The organism is Terriglobus roseus DSM 18391 (assembly GCF_000265425.1).
GTDB classification, from domain to species: Bacteria; Acidobacteriota; Terriglobia; order Terriglobales; family Acidobacteriaceae; genus Terriglobus; species Terriglobus roseus.
Map to the genome: position 1 here is coordinate 4366423 of NC_018014.1, position 21008 is coordinate 4387430.

Annotated in this window: 16 protein-coding genes and 1 tRNA gene; 10 read left to right on the forward strand and 7 right to left on the reverse strand. The window is 57.6% G+C overall.

The window, feature by feature from the left end:
- Positions 1–35: 35 nt before the first annotated feature.
- Together TERRO_RS17990 and TERRO_RS17995 are read right to left on the reverse strand one after the other, a co-directional pair.
- On the reverse strand, positions 36–6203 hold the full coding sequence (locus TERRO_RS17990; protein WP_169315317.1) for a translocation/assembly module TamB domain-containing protein: 6168 nt from the start codon (positions 6201–6203) through the stop codon (positions 36–38).
- A gap of 429 nt (positions 6204–6632) precedes the next feature.
- A complete protein-coding gene (locus tag TERRO_RS17995) occupies positions 6633–6938 on the reverse strand; it encodes an EAL domain-containing protein (protein ID WP_217164395.1) in 306 nt (101 codons plus the stop codon).
- A gap of 73 nt (positions 6939–7011) precedes the next feature.
- On the opposite strand from TERRO_RS17995, the gene TERRO_RS18000 reads away from it, so the two are divergent.
- A complete protein-coding gene (locus TERRO_RS18000) occupies positions 7012–7605 on the forward strand; it encodes a carbonic anhydrase (RefSeq protein WP_245536143.1) in 594 nt (197 codons plus the stop codon).
- Here the strand turns inward: TERRO_RS18000 and TERRO_RS22355 are convergent, their stop codons facing one another.
- Positions 7606–8022 (reverse strand): hypothetical protein, encoded by a 417-nt coding sequence (locus TERRO_RS22355; protein WP_014787139.1) that lies wholly within the window; start codon positions 8020–8022, stop codon positions 7606–7608.
- A gap of 152 nt (positions 8023–8174) precedes the next feature.
- Between TERRO_RS22355 and TERRO_RS18010 the strand changes: the two genes are divergently transcribed.
- The 4 genes from TERRO_RS18010 (at position 8175) to TERRO_RS23300 (ending at position 10768) form a co-directional block, all read left to right on the forward strand.
- Positions 8175–8897, forward strand: coding sequence for a hypothetical protein (locus tag TERRO_RS18010; RefSeq protein WP_014787140.1), 723 nt, complete (start codon positions 8175–8177; stop codon positions 8895–8897).
- Between the two features lie 312 nt (positions 8898–9209).
- On the forward strand, positions 9210–10019 hold the full coding sequence (locus TERRO_RS18015; RefSeq protein WP_041592705.1) for a hypothetical protein: 810 nt from the start codon (positions 9210–9212) through the stop codon (positions 10017–10019).
- 99 nt (positions 10020–10118) lie between these two features.
- Positions 10119–10439: a mechanosensitive ion channel domain-containing protein gene (locus TERRO_RS18020; protein ID WP_245536144.1), complete on the forward strand. Its 321-nt coding sequence runs from the start codon at positions 10119–10121 to the stop codon at positions 10437–10439.
- 107 nt (positions 10440–10546) lie between these two features.
- Positions 10547–10768 (forward strand): hypothetical protein, encoded by a 222-nt coding sequence (locus tag TERRO_RS23300; RefSeq protein WP_157178435.1) that lies wholly within the window; start codon positions 10547–10549, stop codon positions 10766–10768.
- A gap of 206 nt (positions 10769–10974) precedes the next feature.
- On the opposite strand, the gene TERRO_RS18025 is transcribed toward TERRO_RS23300, so the two are convergent.
- On the reverse strand, positions 10975–11352 hold the full coding sequence (locus TERRO_RS18025) for a nuclear transport factor 2 family protein (protein WP_014787141.1): 378 nt from the start codon (positions 11350–11352) through the stop codon (positions 10975–10977).
- A gap of 299 nt (positions 11353–11651) precedes the next feature.
- On the opposite strand from TERRO_RS18025, the gene TERRO_RS18030 reads away from it, so the two are divergent.
- The 3 genes from TERRO_RS18030 (at position 11652) to TERRO_RS18040 (ending at position 13039) form a co-directional block, all read left to right on the forward strand.
- The gene (locus TERRO_RS18030; protein ID WP_014787142.1) at positions 11652–12560 is read left to right on the forward strand and encodes a polysaccharide deacetylase family protein; all 909 of its coding nucleotides are present in this window, start codon (positions 11652–11654) and stop codon (positions 12558–12560) included.
- A 106-nt stretch (positions 12561–12666) separates the two neighbouring features.
- A complete protein-coding gene (locus TERRO_RS18035; RefSeq protein ID WP_014787143.1) occupies positions 12667–12948 on the forward strand; it encodes a hypothetical protein in 282 nt (93 codons plus the stop codon).
- Positions 12949–12962: 14 nt separating this feature from the next.
- Positions 12963–13039 (forward strand) — tRNA-Arg (locus TERRO_RS18040).
- Between the two features lie 107 nt (positions 13040–13146).
- Here the strand turns inward: TERRO_RS18040 and TERRO_RS18045 are convergent.
- From TERRO_RS18045 to TERRO_RS18055, 3 genes are all read right to left on the reverse strand, one after another.
- Positions 13147–16488: a TonB-dependent receptor gene (locus TERRO_RS18045; RefSeq protein ID WP_014787144.1), complete on the reverse strand. Its 3342-nt coding sequence runs from the start codon at positions 16486–16488 to the stop codon at positions 13147–13149.
- A 327-nt stretch (positions 16489–16815) separates the two neighbouring features.
- A complete protein-coding gene (locus TERRO_RS18050; protein ID WP_014787145.1) occupies positions 16816–17217 on the reverse strand; it encodes a DUF2237 family protein in 402 nt (133 codons plus the stop codon).
- Between the two features lie 112 nt (positions 17218–17329).
- Positions 17330–18961, reverse strand: coding sequence for an ABC-F family ATP-binding cassette domain-containing protein (locus TERRO_RS18055; RefSeq protein WP_014787146.1), 1632 nt, complete (start codon positions 18959–18961; stop codon positions 17330–17332).
- An 81-nt stretch (positions 18962–19042) separates the two neighbouring features.
- Between TERRO_RS18055 and uvsE the strand changes: the two genes are divergently transcribed.
- Together uvsE and TERRO_RS18065 are read left to right on the forward strand one after the other, a co-directional pair.
- Complete coding sequence (gene uvsE / locus TERRO_RS18060) at positions 19043–20332, forward strand: UV DNA damage repair endonuclease UvsE (RefSeq protein WP_014787147.1); 1290 nt, start codon at positions 19043–19045, stop codon at positions 20330–20332.
- Positions 20333–20417: 85 nt separating this feature from the next.
- A complete protein-coding gene (locus TERRO_RS18065) occupies positions 20418–20957 on the forward strand; it encodes a c-type cytochrome (RefSeq protein ID WP_014787148.1) in 540 nt (179 codons plus the stop codon).
- Positions 20958–21008 lie beyond the last annotated feature (51 nt).

The following is a 21008-nucleotide window of genomic DNA, read 5'->3' on the forward strand; positions in this document are numbered from 1 at the left end:
GTTCTCTAACGATTAGTACTCGCTACGGCCCGCCACTAAAACGTCTGTCCGATGGAGAAGAAGAAAGCGCCACGGCTCTCGCCCGGTTGACGGTTGACTTTCAGTCCGTAATCGAGCCGAATAAGCACGAAGGGGTTTCTAACACGCAGGCCTGCCCCTGCTCCGGTCCTCAGGTCGGTGAAGCGAACATCATCCGGCTGCTTCCAGACGTTGCCGTTGTCAACGAATGCCACGCCGTCCAGGAACTTGTAGAGCGGAAATCTCAGCTCGTTGTTGAAGATCAGTGTCACTTTACCGCCGACGGCGCTGCCAGAGCTATCTTTCGGACCTAAGGAGTTTTGTGAGAAGCCGCGAATGCTTGTTCCTCCGCCCGCGAAGAACAGGTCGGTAGGTATGAGGAGTGCGTCGCCGATGTTGTTTACGATACCCGCGCGAGCATTTGTAGCAATCACCAGTCGAGAGCGCCGCCGCGTCTCTTCGAAGGGCAGCGGACGCGGGTGAAGAAGGCCGAGATATGCCGACGCCTGTGCATACGCACGGAAATAGCCGATGCTGCCACCAAGCTGATGCGGACCGTACTCACCAGCGGCGGAGAAGAATGTCCCTTTGGCGGCATCAAGCGGCTTATCTCGGCTATCCCGTGAGATGGTTCCCACGATGTCTGATTTTGTCTCATTGAACAGTTCACCGTAGCCCTTCACATCGACACTTGCATGCTCGAACTGGTAGCCGTAGGTTATGTTCCAGTGCTTTCCAAAGCGCAGGTCCTGTTGGAGTGATAGTCCCTGTCCATAACCATCAAAGATGCTGATTCGCTGATGCTGCGCATAAAGAGACGCCGTAGAGATGATGCGTCGCCTTCCCATAAATGGTTGGGAGAAGTACAACCGGTAATCCTGCTCTTGCGAGTCTGCTGTTAGTCGAAATCCGACCGTCCTTGCCTCGCCAAGCTTGTTAACGGCCGAGACATCGGCGATCCCACCAAATCCCCGGTCCGTGTCATACGTTGCACCAAAGTCTATCCGGTATGGTTTGGGCTCGCGCACCGTTATGACCAGGTCGGTGGGCTGTTGGGTTGGATCCGTTGAAGATTGCACTCGGGGCTTGAAAGCAAAGTCGACGAGGTTATAAGCACCCGAGTCCAGCAGGTTCCGCCTGGACTGCGACACAGCAGCGCCCACCAATGGGCGATGAAGCTGAAAGTTCAGCCTTCGTTTGAGGAATGCTTCACTTGTCTGACTCAGCCCTGCAATCGACATTGAGCCGAGGGTGAACTCCGGGCCTTCTGTCACAGTGACCGCCAGGTTGACCTTCCCTGCGGCATCATCCCGCTGCGTGGTGCAGTTGACCCGCGCATCGCGGTACCCAGCATCCCAGTAGCGCTGTTGCACTCGCGTCGCAACCACTTGCGTCAGGTCCTGTCGATAGGCGTCGCCACTCTCGATGTAGAGAGCGGAACGGAGTGCCTCTGCTGTCAGTTTGGTATTCCCCGCAAAGCTGACTGAGCCAATTACGAAATGCGGGCCCGTCGACATAGTCACCTGCAGACTGCCCACTGCGGGAGCCGCGCGCTGCACTGTCGTATCGACCGTTGCCGTGAGATACCCGTCCGCATGCAGTTGCGCCGCGAGTTTGCCCGTAAGGACTTCCGGGTGAAGCTCGGCCTGTATGTCCGTGTTGCCGCGGCGGGCTATTGCACGCAGCTTCGCCTGTTCGCCCTTTGCCACTCCAAGGATGCCCAATTCCGGATGCTGGTATCGTTCGCCGGGCCGCGCATCAATCAGCACGACCTTCTTCCCCTGCGCCTCATGGATGGAAACTTTGCTGTCTGCTGACGGGTAACGCTTCGCTCTCAGCCTGTCTTGAAGCAGCTGCTCCACTGCGGCCGCCCTTTGGTCGTCGGTCAGCCCATCCTGCCACTTCGCGAGGACGGCTTTCCGTGTCTGCGAATCAAGTTTGCTCTCGTAGCGGAATGCAACGGACGGCCCAGCCTCAATGTCGTAATTGAGGGAGACGCCATCGCCTTGCACAACGCGGTGCGAATGGATGCGGACTTCTGCATACCCGTGCGCCAAATAGAATTTCCGCAACCGAGCAACATCCCTCTGAGAGCGGAAGGTGTCGTACTTCTTTCCCACCTTCAGGTGAAGCTTCTTGCGGATTACGCTCTGCTCGAAGATAGGATCACCTTCGACGGCCACATTACGCACCATCAATTTGCGATGCGCTGCATGTTGCGTGTAGTCACCCGTGAGGGGCCCGCCGCCGAACCGAAACTTCTGCCGGATCTCCGCACGGTTGCTCTGATCGGAATCTCGATAGAAGCGGGCGAGGAAGCGTTTCCGCCAATCGTACTCAGCTGTCCACACCTGATCCTGAGCGTTTGTCAGGTCTGTTGAGTACGTCACCCGCAACGAAGGCGTAATCGCTTCGCCCACGGTAAGCCGCGCGGTCGGGTTCTGATCTGCCGCAATGAGCCGCGGGTCGATGCGGAATTCATTCAATCGCAATGTATTCCGCACTGTTGTAAAGAAGCTGCCACCGACGGTACTGCCCAACAGAGACACAAGCTGGCTCTGCGCGTAGAAGCTGCTGTTGCCGCCGTTGTCCGGGCTGCCGGTGAACAGCAACGACAGCACTTGATCCTGCGAGAGCGAAGGCTCGGACTGAAAGCTCGCGTCGAGGTTCTTCTCGTCGCCATTCAGCTTAAGCGTGACGAGGTAAGTACCGATGGTGCTTTCCGCCTGCAGGTTGAATCTTGGCGCAATGCGATTCGCAGCAGTGAAGTCGACACGACCTTGATCGATGCGGAAGTTCCTGCCGGCAAAGTTGATCTGGCCGCCGTCTTCAAGCTGCAGCCCACCCGTAACACCCGGCTGCATGAGCGTACCCTGCAACCGAAGGTTGGCATCTGCATTCAGTCTTCCAAGGTTGTTGTCGATGGTGAGCGGTTGATCCGTCGCAAGAGCAACGTCAAGCTGTAGCTTGCTCGCAAATGTGTCGGCGGACTCTTCCGCTTCTGCAGTCGTGGAGCGTGACAGGCGAGTGACATCCAGAGCCTCGCGATATGCGCTGTCGTTTACGGTGATCTTCCCCGTCAGTGCAGGGGCACTTCCCCGCAGTGTGAGATGGAGATCGAAGTCACTGGCGGAAGTGAGGCCTTCGGGATAGTTGAGGAAGACATCCTCACCGGTGAAATCCAGCTTGCTACCTGGGTGATCGTCGCCGAAGGCGAACGATCCAGAGCCATGGACACTGCCACCATTCAGGTCCATGCTCATGCGGTCCACCCGCAAGGACGAACCTCCCAGAGATGCATGCAAGTCCACCCGATCCCCGTTCAGTCGCAATGGACGGGAAAGGCTGAATGCACCACCACGCACTTCCGCTGTACCCCGTATCTCTGGGGCATCCGCCGTTCCGCCAACGGTGAGGTTTGCGGTCAGAGGACCTGACAGGTGGAGGTCGGGATCCAAAGCCAGAAAAGATGTGTCGATGACGCCATCGAGCGATGCATTCAACGCGTGTTGTGCGTGCAGATCGATCGTGCCGCCCGCGCGTATCCGTCCATACTTGCTGAGCAACGAACTCTCTTCGACACGCAGAACGCCGCGCTGCAGCGAAACGGAGATGGGTTGCTCCTGCGCAACGTTGCCTGCCGGTGACCTCAACTCAAGATCGATCAACTGTGCCGAGCCCACAAGTTCGTCAAGGGACGACGTCGTGCTGCCGCTGAGAGTCGCGATGCCTGAGACCTTCGCCGTCAGCTGAGGAAGCCGACTGCGAAACAGCAACATCGGGTCGAGGCTATCGAACTTCAGCTCTGACCGGAATGGACCCTTCAACGTATCGGCGTATCCGGTCAGTGACAGCTCACCGGCTCCGAGTTTCCCCGAGAGACCCGTCAATTCCAAATGATTTTCTTCGAGTGACAGTGTTCCCTCGATATTGCGGAACGGCTCTTCTGTATCCGGGATTTGAAGAGACCCTTCGCTGAGATGAACCGACCCTGCAATCCGTGGCTCTGCAAGAGAGCCGCCGACGGTGCCGTCGACATGGAATGTTCCCGCAGGACGCAAGCTGACAAGCTCCGGACGGAGCGTGTTCATGAGCGCAACAGGAGCCTTTCCTTTTATGGCCAGGTGGTCAGACGACGCTGCCAGCGACAGCCGCCCTTGAATGTCCAGGCTCCCCTCGCCGTCGTGGAACACAGCCTGCTCTACTTCCACGCCTTGGTCTCGCCATGAAAGTCTAATCGGTCCCTCTGCCACGACAGTGGTCTGCGGTGACTGGAACGAGAAGTCATGCACGGTCGCAGAAGCTATCGATGTATCTAATTGGCTTAACGAGCCACTCGCCTGCACAGTAACAGCGCCGCGAGCAGTTCCACCTGGTACGACGATCTCAAGATCGGAGGACACTAGCGAGGCGTCCGCCTTACCGTCGGTTGCGCGGATCGTAGCTTGTACTTCCGCACCATGCTCGTCACGCACGGTAATCATTGCATCGCCGCTCAGCGTCTCCATTGCGCCATGCAACTGCCCCATCCCGCTGATCGTCGTCGGGTGACGAAAGCTCGACGAGAGAAACGTGCCTTCGACCGGAAAAGCCGCTGCTCGTAAGTTCATAGCGACCTCTCCAGAAGAGAAGCCATAAGATCCATCTGCCTGGACAGAGCCGGCTTTGCTCCCAGCTCCTTTGCGGAGCTGCGCGTCCTGCAGCACCAGCTTGTTGCTATCGAAGGTAAGCCTAGCCTCTAGGTCCCCCAGCACTTCCGACTTCAGCGAGAGATCCCGCGCCGTAACCTGAAGGTCCGCGACAGGCGATGCGAGGGAACCTGCGACCCTGCCGCTCACATTCACCTGGCCTTCAAGAGGTGTAGACCCAAGCGGTGAGGTAAGCACCCTAGCATCCAGAGCATCGGCATCCAACGTGAGTGCAATGCGTGGCCTTTCATCGACGAGCACCTCGCCGACCGCATGCACCCTCTGCCCCTGCCAGCTTGCTCGAGAGTCCGTGATCTGCACTCTGCCCGATCGATAGCGCCCGTGGGCGACGGCGTGGATCGATTGCAGAGACGCAACGGCTAGATCGTCCGACGATCCGACAATCGTCACATCAGGAGACTTGAGAGTCCCGTTCAGGGATGCAAGGAACTCTGCATGCCCACTCGCTTTCCCGGCTGTGACCTGGAGAAGATTCGGAGCCGTCCCATGCAAACTTCCGGTGATCGCGGAGTCGGCAAGCCGCAGTGCTGCTGTGCCAGTCGCATCGACTCCGTAACCCCTCACACGTTGAATCTCTACGCGGATCTGCTTTGCATCGAGGGTGAGGGACGCAATCCCCGCGAGGTCGCGACGGAAAGAATCTACGTTCGCGTGCGCTGTGTACGTTTGAAAATCGGTTCCGGTCCACTCGGCCTTGCCGGTCGCCGCAACAGACTCGTATCGGCCACTGAATGTGGCCTGCCCTGTTTTGCTGTCAAACGGTAGTAGCCCTTGCGCCAGAACTTCGCCCTTCTCGGAGCGGACATCAATTCGTGAGAAAGCAAGGGCGTCGTCAGCTCCACGCAACTCTGCGGCCACATTCAATATGGCCGGTGCGCCATCACCGAACTGCACCCGTGCTGCTTCGGCTTGCACCTGTAGCTGGATATCGTGGAGCGTCACACCGCTCTCTGTTCCAGTGAGATGAAAAGCAGAGATCGTGCCCGTCGTCGTAGCCGCTCGCACGTACCCCGGCGCCGTCGACCTGCCAGTCCAGCGCCCTTTCCAAAACTCCAGGTTGAGAGAGGGTTGGTCCACATAGGTCGTTCCGTCGGCATAGAGGAAGTGCATCCGCTCCAACGTGACATGCGCAGGCATCCCCTTCGGAGCGGATGCACCCGTTCCCGCACCAAAATCCAGATTGGAGTGCCCGTCCCTGTCCACCTGCATTCGAAAGGCGCCGTCGGTGACGTGCACCTGGGAGATGGCAGCGAGCCCGTCTCGGAAATGGAAATAGCCGAAGCTGCCCTCAACTCTTCGTGCAGCAAAAAAGGCAGCGGAGCTGGACTTCGTTCGTAATGTCAGATTGTCAAATGCCACATGGCCTGTAAACAGGTTGTACTGCAGGCCGCTGACGCTGACGACAACGCCTGCGGCGTCAGCCTTGGTGGTGAGCTCGTGAACCACCCAGCGCGAGGCAAACCTGGTGTGCGCCACGCCCAAGACGCTCACAAACAGCGCACAAACTATGCCCAACCCTATCGAGAGCTTGGTCTGCATGCGCTTTGCATCTTGGGGGCCGTCGCTCATTCCGAATCTCTGACAGGAGGTTGCGTATCAAAATGCTACAGCAGACGCTAGGGTCCTTTTCCTACGTCGCAGTGTGCAGACCGAATTTTGGGTTTGCCGTCGAGTCGGCTTGTGTTGACCTCACCAACAATTGCGCAGCAACTCAGAAGCCGCAAGTAAGTCGCGCTCAACGCTTTGGCATGTAACAAGTGAGTGGGCCGCGCAGCTCAGAATCCGGGACAGTGCCGATTCGCCTTTCCCGCCCGCAGGATCCCAATGTCAATGGGGGAGCTTGCTGACTCCAGACCGATGCATTATGGATCGGGTGTCAAGATCCTCTTTTACATAATTCAGGAACTACACCGGGGGCAAATGCCGCGAGAATAGCCAGCCCTGCGCAAACTGAACGCCCTTTGCTCGGAGGTAGCCGGCTTGGTTCTGTTGTTCGACGCCTTCGGCGATCACCTCCACCTTTAATGCCTTGGCCAAATCGATGATGTGGTCGATCACGCTACTCTTCGCTGAGGCAATACCGATCGTGCCGACAAATGACTTGTCGATCTTCAAGGCGTCGAAAGCGATTTGCTGAGGACCTTGTTGTCGGTCACTAGTTGCAGGCACGAAGTGTGATGCGTAAGAATGCTGTCCCAACAGGAGAGTCATGGACATCGAATGGTCGCGCCGTCGTTTTCTTGCTGCAGCAGCCGCTACAACCTCAATTTTGTTGGATCATCCGATGCAAGCTCAAACCGAGGAGACCTCTCCCGCAACGCCACAGGAAGCCTTGGACCGGCTGATGCGAGGGAATGCTCGCTTCGCCGTCGATCAAATTACGAGCATTGCGCAAGACCTGAAGCTTCTAAAGGAACACACGGTTGAGAAGCAGGAGCCATTCGCTGCGGTTCTTTCCTGTGCTGATTCGCGTGTACCGGTAGAGCTGGTCTTCGATCAGACGATCGGACACATCTTTGTGACGCGAGTGGCGGGCAACATCATTAACTCGGAGATCATTGGTAGCCTTGAGTACGCCGCGGCCGTGCTCGGCGTAAAGGTCCTGATCGTGATGGGACATTCCAACTGCGGCGCCGTAAGTGCTGCGCTGTCCAAGAAGCCGGTGCCGGGGCAGATCGCTTCGTTGTACCCGCATCTTGAACCAGCCGTGGCCGACGCAGGCAACGATATTGTCGTGGCCACCAGGCGGAACGCCAAGTTGCAGGCGAACTTACTCGCCAAGACCTCAACAGTCCTCGCTCCGCTTGTCCGCGAGGGCAGGTTGAAGATTGAGGCTGCTTACTACGACGTGGGTACTGGTAAGGTCACGCTGCTGTAGCTACTTCGTTAGTTCCACCGAAAGCGTGTACCGGCTGGTGGTTCCACGCCTTGCCGCGTTTCGCATCAGGAAGACCTGGATAAGGTAAAGCCCCGGTTTGCGCAAGGGCAGTTCCGCTTTCGTTCCCTCAGACGCGCCTTTGAAGATTGCCTCATCTTTGCCGGGTTCCGTACCGGGCGCGTACACGTTGAAGAGGTTGGAACCCACCACACTCTTCAACCCGATCCGGAGGACACCGGCTGCATCGACGGAGACTTGATAGCGCACATCGTCGTAACTACGGATAGTGCCCCGTTCCAGGTGAGCGCCTCCATCCCGCGTCACGATAATGTGGTGGGGCTGATCCTGAGCGATGGCTGGACGAGCCGACAACGAGAGTAAGGTAAGCAACGCGATCGCAAGGATAGGAAGTCTCATGTTGTTCCTGGTCGAAATGAATTGCTCGAAAAGCATACTTCTCTGCTAGATCGAAAGTATTTCGATGAACCGATAGAACGGTGGAAAACGAAACAAGGTCGCTGCCGGAATTGCTCCTTGAATGCTAATCTGACCCGATCCCAAGGAGGGTTATGCTGCGTCCCCGTCACGTTCTCCTCGCTTATCTGGCCACTGCCGTTTTCTTCGTACCGAACGCCATCTCTCAGACAACGATCCGGATGTACGTGCAGGCCGGAAGTGGCGATTTTGCCGCAAATGGCGCCGGAGACTCCGCGCTCGATTTGCGCAAAGCCTTACTAGGAAAATCCCGCACGATCCGCGTCGTGGATTCGCCGTCGGAAGCCGAGGTTGTGGTGCGGATCGACTCTCGCAACGTGCGAAAGGAGACGGCCGCCGTCAACACCTACGCCAACCAGAGCAAAGACGGGCGATCAGGCACAGCAACTACGGTGCCCACGGTCCGCAATGTCGATGAACTTCATGTGACGCTGCTCGCTGGCAACTCGCAGATTCCGTTGCAGACAGAGTCGGCACTCTCGTGGCGGTTAGCTGCAGGCGATATGGCATCCAGCATCGATCACTGGGTGAAGGAGAACTACGCAAAGCTGATCGTACGCAGAACAGAGCAAAGGTATGCCCCCAGCGCACCAACGGCTCCGGCTGCCCCGTCAACACCATCGGGAAATAGCGGTTCCGGGGATGCATCGATCGCACCCGGCATGTCGGAGTCACAGGTCCTTGAAGCCATGGGCGCACCTGAGAAAAAGGTCATCTTTGGCAAGAAGTCGCTGTGGAACTACCGCGGCATGCAGATCGTGTTTGAGGATGGCCGCGTCACCGATGTGAAGTTCTGATTACACCCGCGAGAGATTGCGACTGGCAGTAATTGAGGCGTCATCGGACGCTGAAGAGATGGAGCGAGTGAGACCTTTTCCGGCAAAAAGTTTGACGCTCCCGCAACGCGCCGGTCTGTGGCTGTTGGGATGTGTCGTTGTCATCATCTTTGCCGTCGCGAACATTGGTACCGATCTCTCGCTCACTCAGTTCTCCGCGCCAGCTAGGCTCCCTCGTCGAACACTTCCGTCGACCAAAGTTATTACGTCACGGCGAGGGCGCTCGCGACGCTGGCGGCAACACCTCAAGAGCAACAATATGCGGTGCTCGCCATGCGTTCGGCGGACCACGAGCTCGATCAAAGCTTCGCATCCGCAATTCGCAACTCGGCAAGCCACCGGCTGGCACTCACGCCCGCAGTTTTGTCGATGCTTCACCAGTCCGCTGAGCTGAAGCAGGCAATCCGAACTGACCAGGCAGCCGTTACAGCCGCGAGTGCTGCGGGAGCGGATGCTCCTGATGACGACGGAGAACGGTTGCGTACCGCGCAGGCCCAGCTCGTCCTGGACCAGGACGAGCTGGAGAATGTACAGCAGGATCTCGCCAGGATGGGTGGTGATCCTCAGACGGACGTTAAACAAGCCTTCGATCAACACCGATCCATTGAAAGCCAGGCATCGGCACTGCCAGAGAACACAGCAACCGGAGCACTGGAGTCCTCCCGGTCTTTGCATTCGGTCGTAGGGAAGGTGCAAATCCTGTCGTCGTTGAAAGAGCGCCAGCATGCCCTCATCGACGCGAGGAACAAGGCCTTAGCTGCTCAACAAAAGTTGCAGCAGCAACATGATGTTTTGGCAAAGAAGACTTACACGCCCGCACCGGGCGAAGATCCTGCCTCGAGGGCAGGCAAGCTTGCACAGCTGCGTGCGTCGGCGGAACGCGAGAAAGACATGACGGACCTCGACAAACGGGTCCGTGACCTGGGACAGCTGGCGACAGTCTATGTGGACTGGACCCATCTCGTGCAGACTCAGCGTCGAGTTCTGCGGACCGCTCTCACCGCTGATTTCCTGACAATCCTGATGGCAGTACTTGGCATCTTTGCGCTGAGCGGACTTGCGCAGTACCTCATCAACCGATGAGAGAAGAACCACCATCACCGCCTGAAGCATGCCCGCGTCGTCCTCACGGTCCTTCTCGAAGTGATCGTCGTCGCGCGGGTAGCGGTTGTGATCTTCGGCATGCCCGGTTACGTTTCCACGATCATCGGTTTCGTCACCGCGGGTATTACAGTTACGTTGAAAGACTTCCTGGTCTCGTTCGTCGGTTGGTTTGCCCTGATGGGTCGACGCGGTGTTCAAGTCGGCGACTGGGTTGAGATCGACGGAACGCAGGGAGAGGTGCTGGAAGTCACGGCACTTCATACCTATGTTCTCGAAGCTGGGAACTGGGCGACGAGCGGACAGTTCACCGGCCGGCAGGCCGTGTTTATGAACAAGTACGCGGTGGAGCGGAAGTACTTCAACTTTTCTACTTCGGAGCAGTGGTTATGGGAAGAGTAGGTGATTCCCGTGCCAGCGAGCAAGGTAATCACTCAGGAGCTGCTAGCCCACGTACAGCAATTGATTGCGGTTGAGACACAGGACGACATGGCGGCAGCGGAGATCTCATGGCGAGGACTCGCTATGACACATGGCCTGCACGAACGAAAGGCGCACCCGCGGCGGTAGTTCGCACGTCGTCGGCAGGTCTGGAGGTTGTGGTCCGTTATGTCACCAAAGCTCCAAGACGCTTCGAGACGGCTGTTCGCCTCCGCCAGGTCGTGCTTGGAGCGCTCGGACTGGGATCGGTTGTGGACCCTAGCATCCTGACTAGTCCGATTGCCACCTAGGCACCTCACAACATCGTCAGCCATTCGAGGTGCTTCAATGCTAATGATTTGTGGTGCTTTCCTAAGGACGATCTCGACTGGTGAGAACAGGTCAATGCACTCGTTGAGGTCTCCGTGAGCGAATTGGCGATTTCCCACTTGTCGAGAAAGGCTGCTTACAGGATGAACGTATATGGGAGAAATCGACTGCAGGCCTACTGCCAGACTTACGCGCTTTCTACTGCGGCCGGGTTGATGAAGATATAAAGTGCGGTGATCCGCTCCCCCTCAAGTGTGACAATATCCATCCCGCTGGCGAGTACGGAGCCATCTTCCAATGCAAGCGTCCATGGCAGACGGGCTAGATTGTGGTTTTGTGTCACTGCACCCGCGGCGCGGAAGAGTGCACTAGGCGGCAAGGTCTGCAGCACCTCTGTGACTCGCAGGTTGATGGCCTCGTGGCCTTTGAAGCTGGCGTCGTCTTCAAAGAAGACGGCCTCGGGAACGTAAAGTTCTTGAAGAACCTGGAGGCGTTTCGTCTCATCCTTCTCATTGAAAACTTCCAGCAGATTGCGGACGATAACGGGTGATTCGTGTTCTTTCATGGATCACTTGCCTTCAGTAGGGATGTGCGACCCGCGAGACCATCTCCGGTAACTCAAAAAACCGCGTTTCGCAGACCCATTTTAGACGGGGACCGAGTCAACAGTGGAAATTCGGCTTGACGGCGACTTGCGTCGAGGCGTTTTCAGATTGAGAGAACAGGCCAATGCGTTTACTGACAGCTTCAGAGCACTCTTCGCGCAGCTCCTCCGAATTGAGTTGTACGCTCAACACACGCGCACCTCGCACGAACGAGGGCCGCGTTTTACTTTGGAGTGATCCCTGTCCTTCTGGAGAACCGATGCGTCTGACCGGCCGGCTGTTCTTTGCTGCAATCTCCATGTGCTCCCTTCCCTGCGCCACTGCCACCGCACAGGCCGTCGCCTTCACATGGGACGACCTGCCCGCACACAGTGCCCTGCCACCCGGACAGACACGCCTCGAAATCGCACAATCGATCCTCAAAGCCATGAAGGACAAGAACCTGCCGCCTGCCTACGGCTTCGTTAACGGCAGCTTCATGGAACACGAGCCCGGCACCGAGAGTGTCCTCAAGGCATGGCGCGCCGCAGGCCTCCCCCTCGGCAATCACACCTGGTCCCACATGAACCTGAACAATAGTCCAGTCGAAGCATGGGAGCAGGACCTCCAGAAGAACGAACCGCTCCTCCGCGAATACGCCACCGGAGCTGACTGGCACTGGCTCCGTTACCCCAACCTCGCCGAAGGACACGACGAGAAGCGAACCGAAGCCCGAGCCTTCCTGAAGACGCAGGGATACCACATCGCCTCCGTCACCATGAGCTTCGGCGACTACGCCTGGAACACTCCCTACGCACGCTGCGTCCAGACCCACGATGAAGCCGCCATCGCAAACCTCGAAGCCAGCTACCTCAAGGCCGCAGACGAAACCATCACCTACACCCGCAGCGCCTCCAAAGCAGTCTTCGGCCACGACATCCCCTACGTCCTCCTCATGCACGTAGGCGCCCTCGACGCCAAGCTGCTCCCCGGCCTCCTGGCGCTCTACCAGCAGCGAGGCTTCCGCTTCATCACCCTCGAAGAAGCCGAGTCCGATCCCTTCTACGCAAGCGACCGCAACATCGTCCCCGAAGCCAACCCAGCCACCTTCGAAGCAGCCGCCGCCACCAAAGGCATCAAGCTACCGCCACACCCAGCCCTACCCAAAATGGACGACCTCTGCCAGTAAGAGGCGCCCTCCAACGAGCCGAATCCACAAGAAAAAGCGGCCGGCACGCACCAAGTGTGACTGAGACGTCTCAATCAGTGCAGGAAACATCCATTTACCCTTAGGAATGGCAGTTTTCTGGGACCACAAAGACGAGCTCGAAAAGTACGAATTCATGATGGGCGTTGAGCGTGGGCGCCTCGCCGTCTCGCTCGATATCCTCACCGACGCCCTCGCACTCATAGGCCAGCACGGCGTCTACTGCGTCTCCACACGCCACCCAGGCCAACCCGCACTCGACCTGAAAGCCGTGATGGGCGGCATCAATGACGCAAAGGAACTCATCGGCTCCGCCATGGAAGAGCTCCGCAAGAACAAGGAAGCCACTGGCAAACCAAACGCACAGTAGTACACTAAAGCAACGCATCCGTAGCTCAGCTGGATAGAGCGGCAGCCTCCGAAGCTGTAGGTCAGAGGTTCGAATCCTCTCGGGTGCACCACCTTTTGAAAGCTCCGGCAACTGCCGGAGCTTTTCTCTTTCCGACACGCAAACGCAGAAAAGCCCCGGCAATTGCCGGGGCTTTTCGTTGTAAGTGCAAACGACGAGTTAGAAGAACAACTTCGCCGTGAACTGCAGCTGACGCGGTCCAAACAGCACGCTGCTCGTAGAGGTCGGATTGCCGAACGGCACTGCCGTGTAGGGTCCGATCGTCGTTGCCGTGTTGAATTGGTAAGCCGTGGTGCTCTGCGAGATGATGTGGCGGCGGTTCGCAACGTTGAACGCTTCCACGAAGAACTGCATGCGGATGTTCTCGTGGATCGGAAGATCGCGCGAGACACGTGCATCGACGTTACGGATACCCGGTCCGGGGATCGCGTTACGCTTGATCTGCGGTGCTCGCCCCGAGCTGTTGGATGCGAACAGGCTGACCTGACCGCCCGTAACGCCACCATCGATACCGCCGGTGTTGTTACCCGACATCGTTGCAGTCAGAGGCAGACCAGTCTGCTCCGTCGCCGTTCCAGACACGGTCCATCCATTGGCCGCGTAGCGAGCATAACGGTTGGCAATGTTGAACTTCGGGGCATAGACCACGCTGCCGACGAAGCGCCCGCGCATGTCCAGATCCGAACGACCATACTCACCAAGCGTACCCGGCAGCTTCAGGTTAAACGGATCGAGAATCGTGTTCGTTCCGTTGAAGGTGCCGTTCTGACCGGAGACCTGGCTACCGTCGATATTCTTTGACCAGGTATAGTTCACCAGCATTTCGATACCGTTCGACATGCTCTTACGGATCGAGAAAGCGCCGGAGTTATACCAGGTGTTCAGACCGCTGTAGCCCGTCAGGATGATGCCGTCGTTCGGGGACAAACGTCCCTGTCCGCCGGTAGACGTCGTGGCATAGAACGGAACCGTGATAGCGCGAACTGCGCCATTGGCTTCCGTGATGTTGTACGTGCGGGTAAGTGATGTGCGATTCAGATTCGAATCGATGAAGTACGGCAGACGCATACCACGCGTGCCGACGTATGCGAGCGACAGGCTGATCTTGCCCGGCAGCTCCTGCTCCACAGCGAGATCGATCGAATGGGTGTACGGGTTGCTGAACTTCTTATCCTGTCCGCGGAAAGCGAACGTCTGCGCAGCCGCAGCGCCTGCGCCCTGAACGATGGGCGTATTCGCACCAGCGAATGGAGCAGCAAGCGTCGGTCCCGGCGGCGTGAAGAGCACGTTCGTGTTCTGCGGTGCACCAGCGGCAAATGAATAGGTGGTCAGCGTATTTGCGGTCGGGCAGGTTGTCGCGATGATCGTGCAGGTTGGTGTGCTGATAACGGGGAAGTTGTACTGCTGCTGGAAGACGCCGTTCTCGACGCGTGTTGCGTAGAACGTCGAATTCGAAGTCAGACCGTAGAAGATTCCATAGCCGCCACGCACCACGGTTCCCGGGATCGGGCTCCATGCAAATCCAAGGCGGGGCTGGTACATCTTGTAGTTCGTGTTGATAGTGCTGGTAACTGCATTGCCGAGCGGGCTGGGCGCGCCGTTTGCGCTGTTGGTGTAGGGGCGCGGCGGCTGCGGCACGAGCTGCACGTCATAACGCAGGCCAAGGCTGACCGTCAGGTCCGAGCGCACCTTCCAGGAATCTTCCGCAAACACCGCGAGATCCTTGTTCCAGAAATCATCCTTGCCGGCGCCCGTGATGGGATCGTTGACCTGGGTGAAATTGGAGTAGCGGCGGCCTGCAGCCGGATTGGTATTGAACACGTCCAGTACATAGTTCTGGAACGCCGCGAGAGCACCGGTGACCGTAGCGCAACCAGCAGTTTGTACACCGGAAGCGCACTGGCCCGTCAGAGCCGAATAGGTGTAAAGACCGCCACCCTGGAACAGGTTCTGAATCTGCTCGTGGATGAAGTTCAAATCCACGCCAGCCTTGAGCGTGTGCTTACCCTTGGTGATGGAGTACGTGTCGCTCGCCTGCCAGCGGTGCTCGTCGGGGAATGCACCACGCGGCAGTGCGTTGGGCAGACCGTAAGAGAACAGGCCCGAGATGGAAACGTTCGGTCCCGGTGAGTTTGCCTGCGTCACTTCCAGATCACGCGACCACTGGAAACGCGCCTGATTGGCAGAGCTGGATGTCAGCACATGCTCCCAGTTCGCAATAAAAATGCGCTCATGGAAGTCCGCGCGGCCGTTGGTCGAAGCCGAGCTGTTGTTTGCCGTTGCAGACGTGGTGTAGCCATTCGGCTGCTTGTAGTTCTGGAAGTTGAATTCGGCAGAGATGTGGTCACGGTTGCTGAGCTGGTAGTCCAGTCGCGGGAAGAAAATATCCTGCGTCAGGTTGCGCGATGCCGCCGTGAGGTTACCCGTGATGAAGGACTTCGCAGCAGCGCACTGAATTGCCGTTACGGGAGCCGGGCAGGTGTAACCAGCCAACGTACCCGTAGGGATCGACGAGGTGTACAGCAGCGGGTTGACCTTGCGGAAACCGTCATAGGTGAAGAAGTAGAAGAGCTTGTCCTTGATGATCGGACCACCTACGGAGCCACCAAACTGCTGCTGCTGATGGACCGTTGGGGTAAGAAGGAACTGGCTTGCACCCGGCTGACGGCCCTGGAACTTCGAGAGTGGATCGAGTGCATTCAGCGAGGGGTAACGCAGGTAATAGAACAGGTCACCGTGCAGCGTATTGTTACCGCTGCGGGTGATCGCATTGATCTGTCCGCCGGCAGCCTGACCAAACTCAGCCGAGTATCCCGAAGTGGACGACTGAAACTCCTTGATCGAATCCTGCGAGAAGACATACGGGGCGCCAATCGCGCGTCCACGAGCTTCCGAGAAGAACGCCTGCTGATTGTTGGCGCCATCGATCAGGTTGGTGTTGTACAGACCAGAGACACCGCGGTAGGAGATGAGACCGCTGTTTCCGTCCGGCACCACGTTGTTCGTTAGCAAAACGAAGTTGTCATAGCGACGACCGTTGACCGGCAGGTTGCTCACCAGGACTTCGCCTACGTTCTGCGAGATCTGAACCTTGTCCGTGTCGATCAGCGGAGCCGTATCCGATACCGAAACTTCCGTCGACACACTGGCTGCTGGCAATGCCGCGTCGATAGTGACTGTCTGACCAACGTTGAGGCTGACGTTCTTTTGATCGATCTTGCCGAAGGAACCGCCACCAATTACGACTTCATACTTACCCGGCTGGAGGAAGGTGCTGGTGTACACGCCCGCCGAGTTCGTCGTAAAGGTACGGGTAGCGCCCGTCTCCGTGTTGATGATGCTGACCTGCGCATCAGGAACCGCCGCACCACTCTTGTCCGTGACGTTGCCGGTGATCGTGGCCGTACCGGCATTCTGCGCGAGCGCTGTGCCTACCGAGGTAAGACCACAGGCGAGAACTGCCGTGGCCCAGACTTTATTGGAAAGGAAGTAGTTCTTCAACTGGCGTACTCCTAAAGACTTCAATTTCCCCCGGCACCGAACGCGGTGATTCCTGGGGTTAGAAACTTCGTCCTATACCGGACGAGGGCTGCGTTCCGATCGAATAGCGTCAGGACTCACTGACAGCCGAAATCGCAAATTGGGGATTAAGTTCTACGGTCGGGCACAGTCCCGCTACCTGTCAAGCAAGAAAGATGAAGTTGAAACAAACAGCGCAAAAAAGCCTCCGAAACGGGGATAAATCCCGCTTTTCGGAGGCTTTTACTGATTTCTGTAGCCTGATTCTGTTGTGTATCGGAAGCTGACTTACTTCGATTTCGAGTGCTCTTAGTGCAGTTTGTCAGGGATGACAGCGTGCTGAAGCAGGACGTCAAACGGCACAATACGCAATGTGTTTTCGTGCGTCGCTTCCAGCACCACCGGGCACCCCGCTCCGGCTTGGTAAACCTGCAGCCAACGGGCAGCGCAGACGCACCAGCGATCGCCTGCCTTCAGGCCCGGAAAGCCATACTGCGGCATCGGTGTCGACAGGTCATTGCCAAGGTGCTTCGACACAGCGAGGAACTCCTCCGACACGATGCAGCACACGGTGTGCACGCCAAGATCATCCGGTCCTGTATCACAGCAGCCATCACGATAGAAGCCAGTCATCGGATCGCAGCCACACGTCTGCATCGGCTGGCCCAGCACGCTCTTCGATTCAGCTTTGATCGGCTCTTCGTATTCCACTGCGTCACCTCAACTACTGCCTGTAACAACAAAGTTCACAACCTTCGCACAGCGTTCCCGATAGCGCAGGTGAACATCGTGAGAAGCGTTGTGAACTCTGTGTTCGAAACTATTACTTCGCTGTCATTGCCAACTGCTGCTGATATTCCGCGTAGGGTCCCTTGTGATCGGTGACCTTGCCATGCTCAAAGTGCCACACTCGTGTGCCAACTTCTTCGATCAGATCCTGATCGTGCGTCACCAACAACAGTGTGCCCTCGTACTTCTGCAGTGACTCGTTGAGCGCATTAATGCTCTCAAGATCAAGATGGTTTGTAGGCTCATCCAGAATGAGGATGTTCGGCTTCTGCAGCATCAGCTTGCAGAAAAGGAGCCGTGCCGCCTCGCCACCGCTCAACGCTTCCGTGCGCTTGGTGCCTTCTTCGCCACGGAACAGCATCTGTCCCAGGATGCCGCGGATCTCTTCCGTCGACTTCTTCGAGTCGAAGCCGTGCAGCCACTCCGCGACGGTCGTGCCCATCTGAATGGCGGCTTTATGGTCCTGTGCAAAGTAGCCGATCTGCGCCTCATGGCCCCACTTCACGTCGCCCTGCGTGCGGTCGAAGTCGCTGTCCTGCACATCGGGGAAGCCCGACAGTAGCGACTTGATCAGCGTCGTCTTGCCGGTACCGTTACGGCCGATCAGCATGACCTTGTCACCGCGCATCAACTGCGAGGTGAAGGGAGCGAAGACAGGTCCGTGCGTGCCATCAGGAGCAGGAGTGTCATACGTCTTGCTGAGGCCTTCTACGTCCAGCACATGCTTACCGCTGGGGCGAAGCGTGTCGAAGCGAATGAACGGGCGCTGGATGTTCGACCGCGCCAACTCAGTTGTGGCAAGACGCTCCACTTCCTTCTTGCGGCTGTTCACCTGCGAGGACCGTGTACCTGCGCTGAATCGCGCGATGAAGTCCTGCAGTTGCTCGATCTTCTTGGTGCGCTCTTCGTTCTGGCTCTCGATGCGCGTACGCACGCTGACCTTCTGCAGCACCATGTCGTCGTAGCCACCGTTATAGGTGATGATCGTCTGGTAATCGATGTCGGCGATGTGCGTGCACACGGCGTTCAGGAAGTGACGATCATGCGAGATGGTGATGAGCGTGCCACGGTAAGCCAGCAGGAAGTCCTGCAGCCAGTGCACTGATTCAAGATCGAGATAGTTCGTGGGTTCGTCCAGCAGCAGCGCATCCGGCGAACCGAACAAGGCCTGCGCGAGCAGCACGCGAACCTTCTGGCCGCCCTGCAGCTCGCTCATCTTGCGCTCGTGAACAGAGTCAGGAATATCGAGGCCCTGCAGCAGAATGGCGGCATCGGCCTCGGCTTCGTAGCCATTCTCGTCGCCGACGATGCCTTCGAGCTCGCCCAGACGGCTGCCGTCTTCGTCGGTCAGCTCGGCCTTGTTATACAGGTTCTCGCGCTCTTCCAGAGCGGCCCACAGAGGAGCGTTGCCCATGATAACGGTATCGATCACGCGATACGCGTCGAAGGCATACTGATCCTGGCGAAGGATGCCGAGCTTGCGTGGGCGAACAACGATGCCCTTCTGCGCTTCCAGCTCGCCTGTGAGTACCTTCATGAACGTGGACTTGCCGGCACCATTGGGTCCGGTCAGACCGTAGCGACGGCCTGAGATAAATTGCGTGGATACGTCTTCGAAGAGAATCTTCGAGCCGTACCGCATCGTGACATTCGAGACTGAGATCATCGTCTCTTATTTTCTCATGCGGTGAACACAGGGCGAAACACGCACAAGTTCCGGTGCTCTACGCGCATCACATGATGCGTGATGAGTGCGAAAAAAGCAGCAGCCAAGTCAACTGAGATCAAGAGCGCAAAGCAGCCGAAGCCGGTCCTGACCGAACGAGAAGCCGCGCGCAAAGTGAAGGAAAAAGCCGCGAAAAAGAAGGCCAGCATGAAGGCCGCTCGCGAGCAGCAGAAGACTGCGGCGGAAGAGCTCGAGCAGCGCCGGCTCGATAATCCCATGAGTTTTTGCGGGTGGCCTGCTACCGATGACGATGGCCTTACGATGCCTCCCTTCCCCGCGGATGCGATGCGTCTTGGCTTTCCTGTGAAGGTGATGGGGCGTAGCGATTTGAAGAGCAACGACACGCGTCGTTGGCAGCAAAACCCGCATCTACGGGTTTCGCTTGGGTATCTGTGCGAGATCTTTGGGTATCTGCGGCAGCATGACATCCGTATGTACCGGATGAGCAGTGACTTAGCGCCCTATTACACGCATCCGGATATGCCGCAGTTCCACAACATGGTTGAGGAATCGCGCGGGGATCTGGAACATATTGGCAAACTGGCGCGGGCGCAGGGGTTGCGGCTTAGTTTTCATCCTTCGCAGTACATTGTTTTGAATAGTGGGAACCCGGCTTTGACGAAGCGGTCTGTGGCGGACTTGGAATCGCAGGCTAAGATGTTGGATTACATGGAGTTACCGCCGGAGGCGATCATGGTGATCCATGTGGGCGGTGCTTATGGGGATCGCAGGGCCGGGTGTGACAACTGGGTGAAAACCTGGAAGACTTTGAGCGAGTCGGTGCGTCGGCGGATGGTTCTGGAAAATGATGACATCCGCTTTTCGGCGGCGGATGTCCTTTCGATTCATGAACGTACGGGTGTGAAGTGTGTCTTCGACTACCAGCATCACTGGTGCATGAACCCCGAGGGATTGCCCCTGGTGCCTACGCTGGAGCGGTTCCTGAAGACGTGGCCGACGGGTGTTCGTCCAAAGCTTCATTTCAGCTGTGCGCGCACGGAAATGCGCGAAATGAAACGTCTCAGTAGAAAAACGGGTTTGAAGGAGACGGTTCTGGTTCCGCCCATCTGGACGGGGCATGCCGACTTCAACAATCCCTTCGAGACGATCACGTTTCTGCGGAGCATTCAGCACCTGGAGACGGACATCATGCTGGAGAGCAAGGCGAAGGATCTGTCGCTGCTCCGGTTGCGGAAGGACATCGCCCGCTATGCTCCGGAGCTTGCGCCCCGGTATGCCATCAAGCTGGATCAGCCGGTGGAGGATGCCGGTGAGGTCGTGGAAGAAGAGATGGAAGAGAGCGCGGAATAAGCGCTGGTCTTAAGTATGAGTTCAGGTATGTACTGTCTGCTGATCTGACGTTCTGCAAGCGTTGACCTACTGGAGTTCCGCCCTCATGAAGAAGTCGTCCATCGCGATCCTCTTTCTCCTGCTCGGCATGCTTTGTCTGCCGGTTTATGGCTGGCTGTATCTGAACTACGGACATCCGCCGGTTGCCGTGGCCGATCCTTCATTCCCGATGGAGGCGCAGATCGTGCACAAGCCTCTGTCGCACCGCATCAGCAAAGAGATGCCGGCGGCTTCACCTGTACCGATCCATGAGGAGACGCTGACGGCTGGTGCGGGTGTGTACATGAAGCAGTGTGCGTTCTGCCATGGCGTTCCGGGTGCGACCTCAAAGGTTGGCGAGCAGATGTTCCCGGATGCGCCGCAGCTTTGGGAGAAGCACCGTGGCGGCGCGGTGGTTGGGGTGTCGGATGATCCGGTTGGTGCGACGTACTGGCGCGTGAAGAATGGCATCCGGCTTACGGGCATGCCTTCGTATGTGAAGGTGCTGAGCGATACGGAGATGTGGGAAGTAAGCAACCTGCTCTCGGTTGCGAACAAGCCGATGTCAGCGGATGTGCAGAAGATTCTGACGCAAACGGGCAACTAGACGATCTGCTCAACTTTTGCTCACTGCGCGTACCGGCAGTCACCTGCCGGC

Coding starts and splice junctions, on each gene's coding strand:
- TERRO_RS17995 (WP_217164395.1), bottom strand. CDS start 6,938: ATGACTCTCCTGTTGGGACAGCATTCTTACGCATCACACTTCGTGCCT.
- TERRO_RS18000 (WP_245536143.1), top strand. CDS start 7,012: ATGCAAGCTCAAACCGAGGAGACCTCTCCCGCAACGCCACAGGAAGCC.
- TERRO_RS22355 (WP_014787139.1), bottom strand. CDS start 8,022: ATGAGACTTCCTATCCTTGCGATCGCGTTGCTTACCTTACTCTCGTTG.
- TERRO_RS18010 (WP_014787140.1), top strand. CDS start 8,175: ATGCTGCGTCCCCGTCACGTTCTCCTCGCTTATCTGGCCACTGCCGTT.
- TERRO_RS18015 (WP_041592705.1), top strand. CDS start 9,210: ATGCGTTCGGCGGACCACGAGCTCGATCAAAGCTTCGCATCCGCAATT.
- TERRO_RS18020 (WP_245536144.1), top strand. CDS start 10,119: ATGCCCGGTTACGTTTCCACGATCATCGGTTTCGTCACCGCGGGTATT.
- TERRO_RS23300 (WP_157178435.1), top strand. CDS start 10,547: ATGGCGAGGACTCGCTATGACACATGGCCTGCACGAACGAAAGGCGCA.
- TERRO_RS18025 (WP_014787141.1), bottom strand. CDS start 11,352: ATGAAAGAACACGAATCACCCGTTATCGTCCGCAATCTGCTGGAAGTT.
- TERRO_RS18030 (WP_014787142.1), top strand. CDS start 11,652: ATGCGTCTGACCGGCCGGCTGTTCTTTGCTGCAATCTCCATGTGCTCC.
- TERRO_RS18035 (WP_014787143.1), top strand. CDS start 12,667: ATGGCAGTTTTCTGGGACCACAAAGACGAGCTCGAAAAGTACGAATTC.
- TERRO_RS18055 (WP_014787146.1), bottom strand. CDS start 18,961: ATGATCTCAGTCTCGAATGTCACGATGCGGTACGGCTCGAAGATTCTC.
- uvsE (WP_014787147.1), top strand. CDS start 19,043: ATGAGTGCGAAAAAAGCAGCAGCCAAGTCAACTGAGATCAAGAGCGCA.
- TERRO_RS18065 (WP_014787148.1), top strand. CDS start 20,418: ATGAAGAAGTCGTCCATCGCGATCCTCTTTCTCCTGCTCGGCATGCTT.